General features: G+C 69.2%; 14 protein-coding genes. 13 read left to right on the forward strand and 1 reads right to left on the reverse strand.

The annotated features are described in order from the left end of the window. Positions 1-11: 11 nt before the first annotated feature. Positions 12-950 carry a LysR family transcriptional regulator gene (locus R3I40_RS10955; RefSeq protein ID WP_239375636.1) on the reverse strand — a complete coding sequence of 313 codons (939 nt, stop codon included), beginning with the start codon at positions 948-950 and terminating at the stop codon, positions 12-14. A gap of 220 nt (positions 951-1,170) precedes the next feature. Between R3I40_RS10955 and R3I40_RS10960 the strand changes: the two genes are divergently transcribed. The 13 genes from R3I40_RS10960 to R3I40_RS11020 all read left to right on the forward strand — a co-directional run bounded on the left by R3I40_RS10960 (position 1,171) and on the right by R3I40_RS11020 (position 16,488). Then, positions 1,171-2,202, forward strand: a complete 1,032-nt coding sequence (locus tag R3I40_RS10960; protein WP_285261991.1) for a siderophore ABC transporter substrate-binding protein — start codon at positions 1,171-1,173, stop codon at positions 2,200-2,202. After that, a complete protein-coding gene (locus R3I40_RS10965; protein WP_239375634.1) occupies positions 2,199-3,194 on the forward strand; it encodes an ABC transporter permease in 996 nt (331 codons plus the stop codon). Before R3I40_RS10960 ends, R3I40_RS10965 begins: the two co-directional genes overlap by 4 nt. Beyond that, positions 3,187-4,248 (forward strand): iron chelate uptake ABC transporter family permease subunit, encoded by a 1,062-nt coding sequence (locus R3I40_RS10970; RefSeq protein WP_239375632.1) that lies wholly within the window; start codon positions 3,187-3,189, stop codon positions 4,246-4,248. Before R3I40_RS10965 ends, R3I40_RS10970 begins: the two co-directional genes overlap by 8 nt. A 3-nt stretch (positions 4,249-4,251) precedes the next feature. Further along, positions 4,252-5,079 carry an iron ABC transporter ATP-binding protein gene (locus R3I40_RS10975; protein ID WP_239375630.1) on the forward strand — a complete coding sequence of 276 codons (828 nt, stop codon included), beginning with the start codon at positions 4,252-4,254 and terminating at the stop codon, positions 5,077-5,079. Between the two features lie 211 nt (positions 5,080-5,290). Then, entirely contained in the window at positions 5,291-7,084 is a 1,794-nt protein-coding gene (locus tag R3I40_RS10980; RefSeq protein WP_285261990.1) for a tyrosine-protein kinase domain-containing protein, read from the forward strand. Next, the gene (locus R3I40_RS10985) at positions 7,084-8,067 is read left to right on the forward strand and encodes a glycosyltransferase (RefSeq protein ID WP_285261989.1); all 984 of its coding nucleotides are present in this window, start codon (positions 7,084-7,086) and stop codon (positions 8,065-8,067) included. Before R3I40_RS10980 ends, R3I40_RS10985 begins: the two co-directional genes overlap by 1 nt. Position 8,068: 1 nt before the next feature. After that, positions 8,069-9,196: a hypothetical protein gene (locus R3I40_RS10990; protein ID WP_259922402.1), complete on the forward strand. Its 1,128-nt coding sequence runs from the start codon at positions 8,069-8,071 to the stop codon at positions 9,194-9,196. After that, on the forward strand, positions 9,193-9,894 hold the full coding sequence (locus tag R3I40_RS10995; RefSeq protein ID WP_285261988.1) for an acylneuraminate cytidylyltransferase family protein: 702 nt from the start codon (positions 9,193-9,195) through the stop codon (positions 9,892-9,894). The genes R3I40_RS10990 and R3I40_RS10995 overlap by 4 nt, the downstream gene beginning before the upstream one ends. Further along, positions 9,891-12,140 (forward strand): N-acetylneuraminate synthase family protein, encoded by a 2,250-nt coding sequence (locus R3I40_RS11000; RefSeq protein ID WP_285261987.1) that lies wholly within the window; start codon positions 9,891-9,893, stop codon positions 12,138-12,140. The genes R3I40_RS10995 and R3I40_RS11000 overlap by 4 nt, the downstream gene beginning before the upstream one ends. Next, positions 12,137-13,246 carry a glycosyltransferase gene (locus R3I40_RS11005; RefSeq protein ID WP_285261986.1) on the forward strand — a complete coding sequence of 370 codons (1,110 nt, stop codon included), beginning with the start codon at positions 12,137-12,139 and terminating at the stop codon, positions 13,244-13,246. Before R3I40_RS11000 ends, R3I40_RS11005 begins: the two co-directional genes overlap by 4 nt. Then, positions 13,243-14,493, forward strand: a complete 1,251-nt coding sequence (locus tag R3I40_RS11010) for an ABC transporter permease (RefSeq protein WP_285261985.1) — start codon at positions 13,243-13,245, stop codon at positions 14,491-14,493. Before R3I40_RS11005 ends, R3I40_RS11010 begins: the two co-directional genes overlap by 4 nt. Continuing rightward, positions 14,480-15,406: a glycosyltransferase family 2 protein gene (locus R3I40_RS11015; RefSeq protein WP_285261984.1), complete on the forward strand. Its 927-nt coding sequence runs from the start codon at positions 14,480-14,482 to the stop codon at positions 15,404-15,406. The genes R3I40_RS11010 and R3I40_RS11015 overlap by 14 nt, the downstream gene beginning before the upstream one ends. Beyond that, positions 15,403-16,488, forward strand: coding sequence for a glycosyltransferase family 4 protein (locus tag R3I40_RS11020; RefSeq protein WP_285261983.1), 1,086 nt, complete (start codon positions 15,403-15,405; stop codon positions 16,486-16,488). Before R3I40_RS11015 ends, R3I40_RS11020 begins: the two co-directional genes overlap by 4 nt.

Consider the following 16,488-nt stretch of genomic DNA (forward strand, 5'->3'; position numbering starts at 1 on the left):
CCGTCGGCCCCTCAGGCCAGCGGTGACGCGGGCCCGCTGCAGGGGGAGATGGCGCTGCCGTGGTGGGCGGCCTGGTGGCAGAGGATGCCGGCGAATTCGCTGATCGCGGGGATCTTCATCGCGCCCGGGCGGTTCACGATGCCGATCGTGCGGGGCGGCACGCCGTCCACGGTCCGCACCACCACGTCGTGGTTCGGGGCGGACTCCAGTGAGACGTCGGACATCAGCGCGATGCCGGTGCCGTGCGCGATCAGACGCTGCACCACGGTGGAGTCGTCGGTGGAGTAGCGCACGCGAGGCGTGAAACCGGCGGCATCCGCAGCACACATCAGGTTCGCGCTGCAGCGCTCACAGCCGGCGATCCACTCGTCCTCCGCGAAGTCGGACAGCGACAGGTGCTCCTTCTGGGCCAGAGGGTGGTCCTTCGGCAGCACGAGCCGGACCTGGTCCTCCAGAATCGGGGTCCACTCCAGGCGGCCCTCGTCGTCGAGCTTCGTGTCGGGGTAGCGGAAGATCATCGCCACATCGATCGTGTTCGCCGCGATCCCCGCGATCGCCTCCGGCGGCTCCATCTCGTTGAAGCTGAGGGCGATGCCGGGGTGGCGCTCCGTCATCTCCGCCAGCGTGGGCGGCAGCAGCACCGCCGCGGCCGACGGGAACGTGGTGAAGCGGACCCGGCCCTTCTTCAGCGCCACGATGTCCTCCATCTCCGTGGTCGCCGCCTTCATCGTCTTCGCGATCTGGGCCGCGTGCACCGCCAGGCGCGTGCCCGCCTCGGTGGGGGTGACGCCGCCGGAGGAGCGCAGCAGCAGCTGCATGCCCGTCTCCTTCTCCAGCGCTGACAGGTGCTGGGAGACGGCGGGCTGGGTCCAGCCGAGTTCGCGCGCGGCGGCGCCGATGGAGTGGTTCTTCACAACGGTGTCGAAGATGAGCAGCCTGCGGGGATCCATGCCCGAAGCCTACTACCGGGCCCGTCGGCCGCTGAGGCCCCGCCGGGGCGCCGACGGATGCGGCTTTCCGCACACCTCGCCTTGCAAAAACCCCATTTACGCAACACCCAGGTTGCACAAACGTGTGACCTGTGGGCAGACTGATCCCGCGAACTGAGGTTCGCCTAACCAAACCACCACGACCGTGCTTTCCCAGCCGGCCCACAATCCCGGAGACCTCATGACCGACTTCCGCATCCGCGCCACCGCCTTCTCCCGCCGCTCCGTCCTGCGCACGGGCCTCGCCGGCGCAGCCGCCGCCGCTGTCACCGCCACCCTCGCCGCCTGCGGCAGCTCCTCCGCCGATTCCGGGAAATCCGACTCCGGGAAGTCCGGATCCGCCTCCGGCGGGACCGTCGAGGTCACCACCGCCCGCGGGAAGGCCACCGCCCCGAAGAACCCCGGCAAGGTCGCCGTGCTCGACATCAGCCTCGTGGACACCATGGTGGAGCTCGGCCTCACCGACAGCATCGTCGCCGTGCCGAAGAAGAACCTCCCGGAGCGCCTGAAGTCCCAGTTCTCCAGCGACAAGATCGTCGACACCGGCGCCCTGAAGGAACCGGACTTCGACTCCATCGCCCAGGCCGGCCCCGACCTCATCATGATCGCCGGCCGTTCCGCCGGCCTCTACGACCAGCTCACCCCCATTTCGAAGAACGTCCTCGACTTCACGGTCGACCCCAAGGACTTCCTGAAGAGCTTCACCACCATGACCGAACAGATCGGCGCGGTCTTCGGCAAGGAGAAGGAAGCGAAGAAGAAGATCGAGGAGATCGACGCTCGCGTCGAGGACATCAGGAAGAAGGCCGAGAAGCTCGACGGCACTACCGCCATCCTCATGGTCTCCGGCGGCAAGGTCAGCACCTACGCCCCCGGCTCCCGCTTCGGCGGCATCATCTACGACGCCCTCGGCTTCAAGCCGATGGTGGAGTCCACCAAGGACGCAGCCCACGGCGACACCATCTCCTTCGAGTTCATCGCCGAGAAGAACCCGGCCCGCGCATTCGTGGTGGACCGCGACGCCGCCATCGGCGACGAAGGCAAGGGAGCCAAGGCCGTCCTCGACAATGACGTGGTCAAGCGCGCCGACGCGTTCAAGAACGACTCCGTCGTGTACGTCGACTCCCACGCCTGGTACATCTCCAGCACCGGCATCGCCTCCCTCAACTCCATCCTGGATGACGCCGAGAAGGGCCTCGCAGCAGCCAAGTGACCGCCCGCGCCCTTCCCGTCGTCCCCCGGCGGGAGAGAACAGCGAACGCCGCCGCACTGATCGCCTGTGCGGCGGCTGTCGCCGTCCTCGCCGCCTGCTCCCTCGCCGTCGGCGTAGGACGCCTGTCCCTCTCCGACCCGGCCGCCTCCTGGGACCTGATCAGCCAGTCCCGCCTGCCGCGCACCGTCGCCCTCATCCTCGCCGGCGCCGCCATGGCGATCTGCGGCGTGGTCATGCAGATGCTGACCCGCAACCGCTTCGTGGAGCCCTCTACGGCCGGCACTACTGAATCCGCCGCATTCGGCCTGCTCATCGCCACCCTCGTGGCGCCCGGTCTGCCGATCTGGGCGAAGATGCTGTTCGGCACCGCCGCGGCGGTCGCGGGAACCGCCCTGTTCATCTCCATCCTGCGGGCGGTGCCGATGCGCAACGTCCTCATCGTCCCGCTGATCGGCCTCATGCTCGGCGGCATCATCTCCTCCGTCACCACCTTCATCGCCTACCAGGGCAACCTGTCCCAGGGCCTCGGCGCATGGATGAGCGCGGACCTCTCCGGGGTGGTCAAGGGCCGCTACGAGATGCTGTGGCTACTGGCGCTCGTGGTCATCGCCGTGTGGATCATGGCGGACCGCTTCACCGTCGCCGGCCTCGGCGAGGACTTCACCACGAACCTCGGCCTCAACCATCGCCGCGTCATGACGATCGGCCTCAGCCTGGTGGCCCTGGCCACCTCCGTTGTGGTGATCACCGTGGGCGCGATCCCGTTCCTCGGCCTGATCGTGCCGAACATCGTGGCCCTGTTCATCGGCGACAACATCCGCCGCGCCATCCCCTGGGTCGCGTTCCTCGGCTCCGGCATCGTGCTGGCCTGCGACATCGTCGGCCGCCTCGTCCGCTACCCCTACGAAGTGCCGCTCGGCGTGGTGATGGGCATCGCCGGGTCGCTGATCTTCCTCATCCTCCTGCTGAAGAGGAGCACCCCCGTTGACTGACTCCCGCTACGAGACCCGCTCCGCGGAGGTGGAGGGGCCGACGGATGCCGGCCTCGGATCCAGCCGCGCTCTGCGGCTCCCGTCGGCCCTGCGCAGCCTGCAGGCCCTCGGCCCGTGGGCCCGCATCGGCATCGCCGCCGCCCTAGCCGTCGTCCTGATCGGCGTGTTCCTGACCATCGACCTCGGCGGTGCGTGGCAGTACATCCTGCGCCGTCGGTCCATGACGGTGCTGACGATGGTGCTGGTGGGATCCGCGATCGGGATGGCGACCGTCGGCTTCCAGACCATCACCCACAACCGCATCCTCACCCCCTCCGTGATGGGCTTCGACGCCCTGTTCATGATGGTGGTGACGGTGACGATCGTGATGTTCGGCGCTGCCCGCATCCAGCAGGCGGAGGACTGGACAGTGTTCGCGATCCAAGCGGCCGTCATGATGATCGTCTCCACCGCTCTCTACGGGTGGCTGCTGATCGGGGCGAGGCGCGCCCTGCATGTGCTGCTGCTGGTCGGGATCATCCTCGGGGTGCTGCTGCGCTCCCTCATCAGCTTCATTCAGCGCCTGCTGGACCCCAACGAGTTCCAGGTGCTGGAGGACATGAGCTTCGCCAGCTTCAACCTCACCACCGTGCCCGCGCTCGCCACCGCCGCGGTGCTGCTCGGCATCGGGATCGCGGTGCTGCTGCGTCTGCACCGGGTGCTCGATGTGATGGCGCTGGGCCGCGACCTCGCCGTGGGCCTCGGCATCCCGTACCAGCGGATCCAGATGCTGGTGCTGATCGCGGTGACCCTGCTGGTGTCCGCGGCGACGGCGCTCGCGGGTCCCACCACGTTCTTCGGCCTGCTGGTCGCGCACATGGCGTACGCGACGGTCGCCTCCGAGAAGCACCGGCACACCCTGCCGATGGCGGCGGTGATGAGCGTGATCGCGCTCGTGGGCGGCCAGCTCATCCTCGAGCGCGTCCTCGGCTTCGCCACCGCCCTCAGCGTGGTGGTGGACTTCGCCGGCGGCCTGCTGTTCATCCTGCTGCTCATCCGCAAGAAAGGGCTGTGAGCCATGATCATCTGCGACGGCGTCACCAAGAGGTACGGCACCACCACCGTGGTGGACGATGTCCGCCTGCTGATCCAGACCGGCGGCCTCACCTCCATCATCGGCCCCAACGGCGCCGGCAAGTCCACCCTGCTGTCGATGATGGCGCGCCTGCTGACGATGGACGGCGGGCGCGTCAGCGTGGACGGCCTGGATGTTGCCGCGACGGATTCGGCGGTGCTGGCGCGGCGGCTCGCGATCCTGCGGCAGGACAACCACCTGGACATCCGCCTCACGGTGCGGGACCTGGTGGCGTTCGGCCGCTACCCCCACTCCAAGGGCCGCCCCACCATCGAGGACCGCGTGCACGTGGACCGCGCCCTGGACTACATGGACATGGGCCACCTGGCGGGCCGGTTCCTTGACGAGCTGTCCGGCGGTCAGCGGCAGCGGGCGTTCGTGGCGATGACGCTCGCCCAGGACACCGAGTACATCCTGCTCGACGAGCCGCTGAACAACCTCGACATGCCGCACGGCGTCGCGATGATGAGCGTGCTGCAGCGGGCGGCGAAGGAGCTCGGGAAGACCGTGGTGGTGGTCATCCACGACATCAACTTCGCCTCCGCCTATTCGGACCGCATCATCGCGATGCGGGAGGGCCGCGTGATCGAACAGGGGACGCCTGCCGAGATCGTGACGCCGCCGGTGATGCAGGAGGTGTACGGCCTCACCGTGGATGTGGTGGAGCACGGCGGTCACCCGTTCGCGCTGTACTTCCATGCGAGTGCCGTGCGCCCCACGGACGAGGCAGAAGCGGCGCCGAGCGGCCAAGAGACGGGTCGCGTGCGGTAAAGAAGGGGCCAATTCCTGGTCAGCTGTCGAGGCGGCCGACGGGACCGGAGCGGCCGGACCAGCTGAGACCGGCTCGGAGACCGTGCTGTGACCTTTGCGGTGTCCGAATTGGTCGACCAAGCGGTAGATGCGTCGTAGTGTTGGATGGTCTGCACTTGTGCAGTCGCTATTCTGACGGAGACGATCACATCTCGGAAACGACGGTACGCCAGTGACTATTGAAGACTTCTTCCGGCTTCTCCTGCGCAACGCACTGCTGATCAGTCTGCTCACGCTGCTCGGCCTCGCGGGTGGCTATGCCTTCTCGTACACCAAGCCCACGGTCTACGAGGCGACGGCGCTCGGCTACGTGACCGCCCGCGTAGAGAAGGACGCGAACGGGCAGGAGATCCCCATGGGGGGCAGCGTCCCCGCTGCCGGTGGGGACGCGGAGAAGTACGGAACCGCGCAGACCTATCTGCCGCTGTTCAACACCCCGACTGTCGGCCAGGCCGTCATCGACGATCTGGGCCTGCAGGGCACCAGCGCCCACGCGATCGCCTCGAACCTGACGGCATCGATCGACCCGAACGTTCCGATCATCACCGTGAAGGCGCGCGCATCGTCTCCGCAGCGCGCCCAGGAGATCGCGAATTCGTCCATCACCGCCGTGAACCGCGAGGGCGCGTTCCTGCTCACCGGTGACCGCGACTCCAAGGACGCGCCGATGACCCTCATCTCGTATGAGGCGGCGGACGTCCCGAGCGCCCCCGTTGCGCCGAACCGGATGAAGCACGCCGCGGCCGGTGCCGCCGCCGGCCTGGTGCTGGCGCTCGCGCTGTCCTGGCTGCGCAACCGCAACGACTCCCGCGTGCGCACCGTGGACGACATCAAGTCGAAGACCCCCGTCACGGCGCTCGGCGTGCTGCCGGACTCCCGCGACCTCACTCGTTCGAAGTCCGGGGAGCTGCCGGAGCCGAAGGAGTTCCACTCGAAGGAGGCGCTGCGCAAGCTGCGCACGAACCTCCGCTTCGCCAACGTGGACAACCCGCCGCGCTCCATCGTGGTGTCGTCGTCCGCGCCCGGTGAGGGCAAGTCGACCGTGGCGGCGAACCTGGCGCGCGTCATCGCCCGCTCCGGTGAGAAGGTCATCCTGATCGACGCCGACCTGCGCCGCCCCACGGTCGCGAAGGCGTTCCAGGTGGACGGCGCGGTTGGCCTGTCGCAGCTGATCGCCGGTTCCGCGGACCTCGAGGACGCGCTGCAGCCGTCGAGAGTGCGCGGCCTGTCCATCCTGCCGGCGGGCCAGATTCCGCCGAACCCGTCGGAGCTGCTGGGCTCCAACCGCATGGCGGACATCGTGTCGCGCCTGTCCGCGGACCACTTCGTGGTGATCGACGCCCCGCCGATCCTCGCCGTCACCGACGCTGTTCTGCTCAGCCGCCACACGGACGGCGCCCTGATCGTCGCGGTCCCGGGCCGCACCCGCGTGGAGGGGCTGAGCCGCTCCATCGAGTCGGTGCGCGCCGTCGGCGGCACCGTGCTCGGCGCGGTCATGAACCGTGCCTCCGGCAACCTCATCACCCGTCTCGCCTACGGTGACGCGGAGTACGGCTACTCGGCGTACGGCTACGCGGCGACCACGTACACGTACACGGAGGACCGCAAGGGCAACAAGGTGCGCCGCCGCAAGCGCAAGCTCGAGGAGGACCTCGAGGCGCCGGAGCACGGCATCGGTGAGGATGCGGAGATCCGCCCCGCCGGTGTGCCCGCGTCGGCCGCGATCGCTGCGGCGCCGGCAGCTGCCGCCAAGCCGGCTCCCGCGGCTGCGAGCCCCGCCCCTGCAGCCGAGCGCCCTGCGCCCGCAGCCGAGCGCCCTGCGCCCGCAGCCGAGCGCCCTGCGCCGTCGGCGCCCGCCGCAACCGCTGTTCGGCCGACGGATGCTGACGAACCGGCGACCGGACCCGTGCGCCGCTCCCGCCTCGGCCGTCGCGCCCGCTCCCTCGGAACGGACGAGCAGAACTGATGGGCTCCTCGCGGCGCAGCGTCGGCGTCATCATCCCCAGCTACGGACCGCTCGATGACGCGGCCCGCGTGCTGGCTGACCTCGCCGACACCGCCCCGGCAGCCCGGACCGCTCCAGCCGCCCCGCAGCGCATCCTCGTGATCGACGACGCCTTCCCCGGCGGCATCGACGCGAGCGTCCTGCCGGGCCGAGCCGAACTGATCCGCCGCGAGGAGAACGGCGGTTTCGGCGCCGCCGTCAACACGGGACTGCGCATCCTCGACGAGGACGGCATCGACCTCGCCCTCGTCCTCAACTCCGACCTGCAGCTCCCGCCGAACTTCCTCCCGGACCTGCTCGAGCACGCCGAACCGTGGCAGCCCGCCGTCATCGGCTGCCGGAACGAAACCGAGGACGGGCACAGCGGGTACGCCGCCCGGCACTTCCCGACCGTCGGCCACCAGGTGGTGGAATGGCTGCACCCCCTTGCCTCCCAGCGGCACCGACGGATCCTGCACACCGCCGTGGGCCACGACATGAACGCCGAAGCCGGCACCGGCATGATCCCCGTGGACTGGGTGAGCGGCGCCGTCATGCTGCTGCCCGTTGCCGAGGTGATGGCGGCCGGCGGCCTCGACGAGGACTTCTTCATGTACACCGAAGAAGTGGACCTGCAGAAGCGCCTCGCGGAGCGCGGCATCGCCCGTCTCCTGGACGCCGACCTCACCGTGGTGCACGCCGGCGGCGGCAGTTCGGGCGGGGAGGAGCGCCGACGGGGCTGGCTGACCAGCGCCCGCGACCTGTACGCCGCGCGCCACCTCAGCACCCGTCGGCTCCGCGCCGGCCTCACCGCCGCCAGCGTCATCAACCTCGGCTGGAACAGTGCCCGCCGCGCCGCCGGCCGGGACGTGCGACCGCTGGAGAACTTCCGCTTCGAAATGGGCCTGCTGCGCACCGCGCGGGCCTTCACCGCTGAGCGCACCCGCACCGGAAGGACCCGCTGACATGATCCGCAAGCGCCGAGCAGAGACGACCCCGCGCCGCGCTCGCCACACGGGGCTCGCACACCCCGAGTCCCTCAGCGACTGGCAGCAGTGGCAGGACTCCCAGCGCCGCCTCCAGATCGCGAAGGCCGCCGTCACCGGCCGGATCAGGAACCGCGGCCGCGCCCCCGAAGCGCCCGCTGCCCCGGCGCTCACCCTCACCGAACGCGCCGGCACCACGCCCGGCCGGGTCCTCATCGCCGTCGACTCCTCCTCGCCGACCGCGCGCGCCGCCTGCCTGTCCGTCCTTCCCTACCTCTCCACCGGCGTGACCGTCCTGCATCCAGACGGCCTCGACCTGCCCGAACTCACCGGCGCCGACTGGACGCGCCGCGAGCTGGACGCCCCCACCGACCCGGATGCGATCGCCGCGCAGCTCGCCGGCGAGGGCGTCACCGCGGTGCTGTCCATCGGGCACTACCTCGGCGCTGGTGCGATCGTCCACGAGGTCGCGCAGCGGGCCGGGGTGCCCGAGCACATCGTGCAGCACGGCGCCCTCACCCCGTTCGCGCCGCCGCTGCCGCGCGAAGCGCACCTGCACGCCTGGACCGACGCCGACGCTGACTTCTGGACCTCCTCCCGCAGCGACCTCACCGCCACCACGGTGGGCAGTCAGCATCTGTGGGAAGCCGCCCAGAACCCCCTCGCCGGTGATATCGACGAACGCCCCGTGTTCCTCGGTCAGCTGCACGGCGCCGAACTGCCGCGCACCGTGTCCGGCGGCGCCGCCGTCCGCTTCTGCCGCTCCACCGGCGCCCTCTACCGCCCGCACCCGCGGGAGGAGGATGCCCTGTCCCGCGCCCAGCACTGGACGATGAAGAAGGCCGGCATCGAGTTCGCGGACACCAGCGTGCCCCTGTCGCAGGTGCCGAACCAGGTCGTCGCCGTGTTCTCCACCGGCGTCCTCGAAGCGTCCGTGCGCGGCATCCCCGGCTGGGTGTACGCCGAGCGGCCGCCCATGTGGGTGGTGGAGTTCTGGCGCCGCTACGGCATGGCCACGTGGGGGTCCTCGGAGCCGACGGCGCCCCCCGCGCTCATCGACGCCGAACCCGCGACCCTGATCGCCCCTGCCCTCGGCGGTGCCGCGTGAGCATCCTCGCCGTCATCCCCGCCCGCGGCGGATCCAAGGGGATCCCCCGCAAGAACCTCCTCGAAGTGGGCGGCCAGCCCCTCATCGCGTGGACCATCGCTCAGGCCATCGGCGCCGGTGAGGACGTCCACGTGGTCGTCTCCACGGAGGACGCCGAGATCGCGGAGGTCGCCGCCTCCTACGGCGCTCACATCATCGACCGTCCCGCGGAGCTCGCCGTGGACACCGCCCCCACCGAACCGGTGATCCTGCACGCCATGGACCAGGTGGAGAAGGACGGCATGGAGCTGGAGGGCGTGATGCTGCTTCAGGCCACCAGCCCCGTGCGGCACCCGGACACGATCCGCCGCGCCATCGACCAGTTCCGCACCACCGGCGCGGACAGCCTCGTGGGCGTGACGCCCCAGTCGCCGTTCTTCTGGCACCCGCCGACGGGGCAGGACCCGTCGGCCCGCGCCGACTACGACTGGCGCAACCGGCCCCGCCGACAGGACCTCCAGCCGCAGGAGATGTTCTACTTCGAGAACGGCAGCCTGTACCTGACCGCGCCCCATATCTACCGTGACACCGGCAACCGCATCGGCGGCACGATCTCCCTCTTCATCCTCGACGAGGTCGAAGGCGTGGACATCGACACCATTGCCGACGTCGCAGCTGCCGAGCAGATGCTCGCCCGGATCGGATGGACACTCACATGATTCTCGACCGCTCAATCGCCCCCTACCTCGTAACCGACCAGGACTCGATCCTGGAGGCACTGGCCCGCATCTCGGAGAACCGCAGCCGGGTCGTGTTCGTCGCCGATGAGCACGGCGCGGTGCAGGGGTCCCTGACCGACGGGGACGTGCGCCGCTGGCTCGTCACCCAGACCACTCCGGACCTGCAGCAGCCGGCTCTGTCCATCGCCAACCGCGACTTCGTGCACGCCCGCTACGGCACCCCCGTCCCGCAGATCGAGGCGCTGCTGCGCCCGGGGGTGGACCGCATCCCCGTGCTGGACGCCGCCGGCCGCCTCGTGTCCGTCGGCTCCGCCGGCGACGACACCCTCACCATCGGATCGCGCACCATCGGCCCGGGCCGCCCCGCCCTGATCATCGGCGAGATCGGCAACAACCATCAGGGCGATGTGGAGCTCGCCAAGCGCCTCGTGGACGAATGCGTCCGCGCCGGTGTGGACACGGTGAAGTTCCAGCTGCGGGACATGGCTTCGCTGTACCGCTCCGGCGGCGGCCACTCCCACGGGGAGGACCTCGGCCCGCAGTACACGATGAACCTGCTGGCGAAGTACTCCCTCAGCGCGGATGACATGTTCCGCGTGTTCGACCACTGCGCGGACCGCGGCGTGGACGCCATCTGCACTCCGTGGGACATCGTCTCCGCCGACGCTCTCGAACGCTACGGCCTGCCCGGTTACAAGATCGCCTCCGCGGACCTCACCAACGATGAGCTGCTCGGCCACGTGGCCGACTTCCACCGGCCGATGATCGTCTCCACCGGCATGTCCACGGAGCAGGAGATCACCGGTGCCGTCGACATCCTCCGCGGCCACGGCGCCCCCTACGCCCTGCTGCAGACCCAGTCCACGTACCCGGCGCCGTTCAAGGACGTGAACCTGAAGTACATGGACCGCCTCGCTGAGCTGGGGGACTGCCTCGTCGGCTACTCCGGGCATGAGCGCGGCTGGCACGTGCCCGTGGCGGCGGTGGCGCGCGGCGCCGCCATCATCGAGAAGCACGTCACGATCGACAAGTCCCTCGAGGGCAACGACCACAAGGTGTCGCTGCTGCCCGATGAACTGGAGCGCATGGTCCGCGAGATCCGCGACGTGGAGGAGGCGCTCGGCTCCGCGCAGCCGCGGGAGCTGTCCACCGGTGAGCTGATGAACCGCGTGAACCTCGCGAAGTCCCTGGTCGCGGCCCGTGACCTGCGCGCCGGTGACACCGTCACCGCCGCCGACGTCGACGTGAAGTCACCCGGGCGGGGCCTGCAGCCGAACCGTCGCGACGCCCTCATCGGCACCACCCTGCACCGTGACGTGCCCGCCGGGGACTTCTTCTACCCGGGTGATCTCGCCGGGCAGGCGCAGGAGCACCGCACGTACGCGTTCCGCCGCCCGTGGGGTCTGCCGGTGCGGTTCCACGACTTCCGGGACCTGCTGAAGGTGTCGGAGCCGGACTTCCTGGAGTTCCACCACTCCTCGAAGGACATGGACCTGGACCCGTTGGACTTCTTCGCCGCGGACGAGACGCTGCCGGGCTTCTTCACCGCCCACGCCCCCGACCTGTACGCCGGGGACTTCCTCATCAACCTCGCCTCCGATGACGAGGAGATCTTCGAGCGCTCCATCCGGGAGGTGCAGAAGGTCATCGACATGACCCGCGACATGCGCCGCTTCTTCCAGGTGAAGGACGACCCCATCGTCATCGTCACCATGGGCGGGTTCCTCCCGGACCGGCATGTGCGCCCCGAGGAGCGCATGCCGATGTATGAACGGATCCAGCAGGGCCTCGAGCGCGTGGACGAGGAGGGCGTGCGCCTGACCGCGCAGACCCTGCCGCCGTTCCCGTGGCTGATGGGCGGGCAGCAGTTCCACAACCTGTTCATGGACCCCGAGGACACCGTCTGGTTCTACGAGAAGTACGGCCGCCGCCTCACGTTCGATGTGTCCCATTCGAAGCTCGCCGCGAACTTCGCGCACCGCCCGTTCAGTGAGTACGTGGACGCGATGGTGCCGATCTCCGACCACCTGCACGTGGTGGACTCCGTCGGCGTGGACGGCGAGGGCGTCCAGGTCGGCGAGGGCGAGGTGGACTGGCGCGACTTCGCGGAGCGGATCGACCGCCTGAACCCGTCGGCCCCGTTCATCCCGGAGATCTGGATGGGCCACGTCAACAACGGCGAAGGCTTCTTCACGGCCCTGGACCGCCTGCAGCAGTGGATGTGAGGGGCACACCCGCGCCCGCCGCGCGTCCGCTCGTGCTGTGGGCGGCGCCGGTGGCGGAGGTCGGCGGGGCGGCGCGCCACCTGCTGGACGTCGCCCGCGCCGGCATTCCCGGCCACCGGCTCGTGTTCGCGGTGCCGGAGGGGCCGCTCGCCGGGCAGCTGCGCGCGGCGGGGGCCGCTGTGGTGACGGGCCCGATCGGGGCGGCCGACGGGGCACGCACCGCCGTCCCGGCGCTGCGCCGCATCGTGTCCGCGCTTCGCCCGCAGATCGTGCACACCCATCTGGCGTTCGCGGACCTCGCCGTCAGCGCCGCCACCGCCGGCATCGACGTGCGGCGCGTCTCGACGGAGCACGGCATCGCCGCCGATTCCCGCCTCTACCAGCGCTCCGCCGCCGCGGCCCGCGTGAAGGCGCGCCTGCACTCGGCGCGGCTGAGGCGAACGGACCACGTCATCGCGGTCAGCGAGTCGACCCGGAAGCAGATCCAGCGGCAATGGGGGAGCGGCGCCCCCATCACGGTGATCCGCAACGGCATTGACCGGCCGGGCTCGCCAGTCGCCCCGGCGGCGGGTCTGCGGATCCTGTCCCTGTCCCGCCTCGCCCCGGAGAAGCGCCTCGACTGTGTGCTGCGCGGCTTCGCCGAACTGCACCGCACCCACCCGGAGGCGCGGCTCACCCTCGCCGGGGACGGCCCCGAACGCGGCGCCTGCGCGGACCTCATCGCAAGCCTCGGACTCGATGACGCCGTCACTATGCCCGGCGTTGTCGACTCTGATTCAGCGCTCGCCGTCCATGACGTGGTGGTGCAGCTGTCCGCGTGGGAGAACCTGTCGTACACGCTGCTGGATGCCGCAGCCCGCGGGCTCGGCATCGTCGCCACCGATGTGGGCGGCAACGCGGAGATCACCGGCGGCGCCGGGCTGATCCACGACCCGTCGGACGCCCCCGCGGTGGCGCACGTCCTCCAGCAGCAGGGCCTGCAGCCGGCGGAGCGGCCCGCGCTCGCGGAGACGATTCCCTCCGTGCAGGGGATGGTGGAGCAGATCTCCGCCGTGTACCGTCGGATGCTGACCGACCGACCGATCAGGGAGGTGAGCCGCCGGTGACCCACGACCAGCATCCCGTGCTTCCCGGACGCCGCGACCGCGCCGCCGAGACCGCCACCGCGGTGCGCGACCGCCTCGGCGAGTACGCCCGTGAGACCGGCAGCATCCGCATCGCCGAATTCGTGCTGTTCTTCCTGCTGATCTCCGGTCTCGGCCCGCTGGGCGGCGGGGTCTATTCGTACACCCTGATCGTGCCGGTGCTGTGCGTGCTTGCGTTCATGCGGCGGCCGCGCGTGGAGCTGAAGAACCAGGAGCTGCTGATCGCGGCGCTGATCCTGGCGATGCTGTACCTGTTCCTCGTGTCCATGTGGGGCGTGCAGGACGCTGCCATCGCGGCGGACTGGCAGGGCCGCCTGATCAAGTTCAGCGCCTTCACAGCGGCCCTGTTCTTCCTCGCCTCCGGGCGCATCGACCTGCGCTCCGGCATCGCCGGGATGACCACCGCGCTGGTGCTCAATGTTCCCCTGTTCTTCATGGGGCTGGTGTCCGCGAACTACGGCAAGTACCTGACGGGCTGGCTGGGCGACAAGAACGTGGCGGGGCTGACGTACTGCATCGTCGGGCTGATGGCGTTGCACTATGTGAAGCGGCCGGGACCGCGCGCCATCACCTTCCTGTTCTTCACCGGTGCGCTGTGGCTGACGGGTTCGCGCACCTCGCTCGCTGCCTACGCGGCGGCGCTCGGATGGGTGCTGATCGCCCCGAAGTTGCCGGTGGTGGGCCGCTGGCTGTTCGCTGTCATCATCGCGTTCGTCGTCAACCTGATCTCCGAGGACTATTCGCAGATCGGCGTGTTCTCCGATCGTGAGGGCTCGGACCTGCTGCGCGCCCGCATCGACGAAGCGTCCCAGATCAAGGCGGAGAGTGCGCGGTTCGTCGGCAACGGGCTCGGGGACGCGGTCGTGTCCATGGACGGCGGCACCTGGTTCTTCCACTCCTCGTATCTGACGGCGCTGGTGGAGGGCGGCTGGCCCTGGCTGATCTTCGTGGTGGCGGTCAGCGTCATCGTGATGGTGCAGCCGTTCCGGCAGAGCCCGAGCGCCGACGAGTTCTACGCCCAGGCCGTGGGCATCGCGATCCTCATCTGCGCGTGGCGGCTCGGCGAAGTGTTCTACACGCCGATGTGGATGATTGGGATGGGATTCGCAATCCAGATGCAGCGGCTGGTGCGCACTGAGGAGCGAGGACCCGAAATCCCCACGGTGTCAGGTGGGAATGCCCGAAGGGAACGTTATGGTCACCAATGATCGTCCAATTCGAATCTCAGTTGTCATCCCGGCCTTCAACGAGGCCGACAGCATTGGAACCCAACTCAACGCTCTCGCGTCGCAGATCAGCCCAGGGGTCGACTGGGGGGTCATCGTTGCGGACAACGGGTCACAGGACAAGACCGTCGAGGTGCTGCGCGCCCATAAGGAAACCTTCCCGGTCCCGCTGCGAATCGTTGATGCGTCAGCCGTCCAAGGCGCCGCCTATGCGTTCAACGTCGGGGTCACAGCAGCTCGAGGTGAGTCTGTTGCGTTCTGCGGTGCCGATGACCGCGTTGATCGAGGCTGGATTGCAGCTATGGTCGAGCCTCTCACCCAAACTGAAGTGGTGGGTGGGCCGATCCGTCGGCTAGAGAGCCCGTTTCGCACGGGGACTGACGTGCTCTGGAATTCGGTTGCACCATCCCGCCGAACCGGACAGCTGATGGCAGTCGGAAGTGGGAACATCGCGATGCACCATGATGTGTACATGGCCTTCGGGGGCTTCGACCATTCCCATACGCGCTACGGAAGCGACCTTGACTTCGGCGTCCGCCTCCAAGAGTCCGGTGCGAGTGTTGGATTCGTTGAGGAAATGGTGTATTTCTTCCGGCCGACGACTTCGTCGATGACTCTTCTGCGCAAGGTTCTCCGATCGGGCCAGGGCGAGGCCGTTGTGTGGAAGAGGCATGAGGGCTTGTTCAGGAAGGAGAACTCCCGGTCTTGGTGGCTGAGCATCGGACCAGAGCTCATCCGCGCAGCAGCTTCGATGCGCTCGCGGTCCGATGCCGCCGGTGTCCTTCGGCTCGGCGTTTCTCGGCTGGGACAGATCAACGGCAAGTGGAATCTGCGGCGGCGGAGTCTTCCGGAGCAACAGCTCGTGGACCGGGTGGGGGACGTGCACGAGCTGTGAACGAAGCGGCAGCCCTTCCGCCAGGTCCCACAATCGCCGTCGCCGCGAACAACGGCGACATCGGCGGCGGCGAAGTCATGCTTCTCGCCATCGCTGAAGCACTCCGGGAGATCGGGCACCGCCCGCTGGTCCTCGGGCCGACGGAGCCCTCTGAGATCATCGACGCCGCTGCTGACCGCGGATTCGCGACCCACGCCATCCCCGCGTCCTCTCGCCCCGCCTACATGCTCGGTCTGGCGCGCTGGCGCCTGCGGAATCGCCGTTCGGGTGGGCGTCCGCTCCCGCTGTGGTGCAACGGGCTCGTGCCGTCGCTCGCCACCGTCGGCCAGGGGCCCCGCCTCCTGGAGTTCCACATCATCCCCGTCGGCATCAACAGACTGGCGGCGTTTGTTGCCCGGGCGGATGGGGCTCCCGTGATCGTGCCGTCCCGGTTCATGGCATCCACAGTGCACGGGTCGCGCGCACTGTGGAACTGGGTGGAAGACCCCGGGTTCTCACCTGCGCAGCGGCCCACGGCGGACGCCCCCATTCGCATCGGCTTCCTCGGCCGCCTCACCCGCGACAAGGGCGTCGACGTCCTCCTGCACGCCTTCCGGATCGTCCAGCGGCAGAGCCCCCGCCCAGTCGAGCTCGTGCTCGGCGGGGAGAACCGTTTCGGCTCCGACGAAGATGACCGCATCATCCAGGGCCTCATCGACACCACCGAGGACGTGCGCGTCCTCGGCTGGGTGCCGCGCGAGGAGCTGTTCGCCCAGGTGGACCTGTGCGTGTTCCCTTCCGTTTGGCGTGAACCCTTCGGCCTCGTCGTCGCGGAGGCGATGGCGGCGGGGATGCCGTTCATCATCAGTGACGCGGGTGCTCTTCCCGAAGTGGCCGGGCCCGAGCACCCCTTCAGGACACGAAACGGTAACGATTCTGACCTGGCGCGGGTTATCCTGAAGGCGATCGACGAGCTCGGCGATGACCATGCATCGCTTCTGCGCAGGGCCCGCCGGAGGTACGAGGAGGACTTCTCACCAGAGGCGGGCACCCGCCGGCTTCGAGAGCTCCTGACCGACCTGACATGGGCGAGGAGCGGCTGA

The organism is Helcobacillus massiliensis (assembly GCF_033106145.1).
Lineage (GTDB): Bacteria > Actinomycetota > Actinomycetes > Actinomycetales > Dermabacteraceae > Helcobacillus > Helcobacillus massiliensis.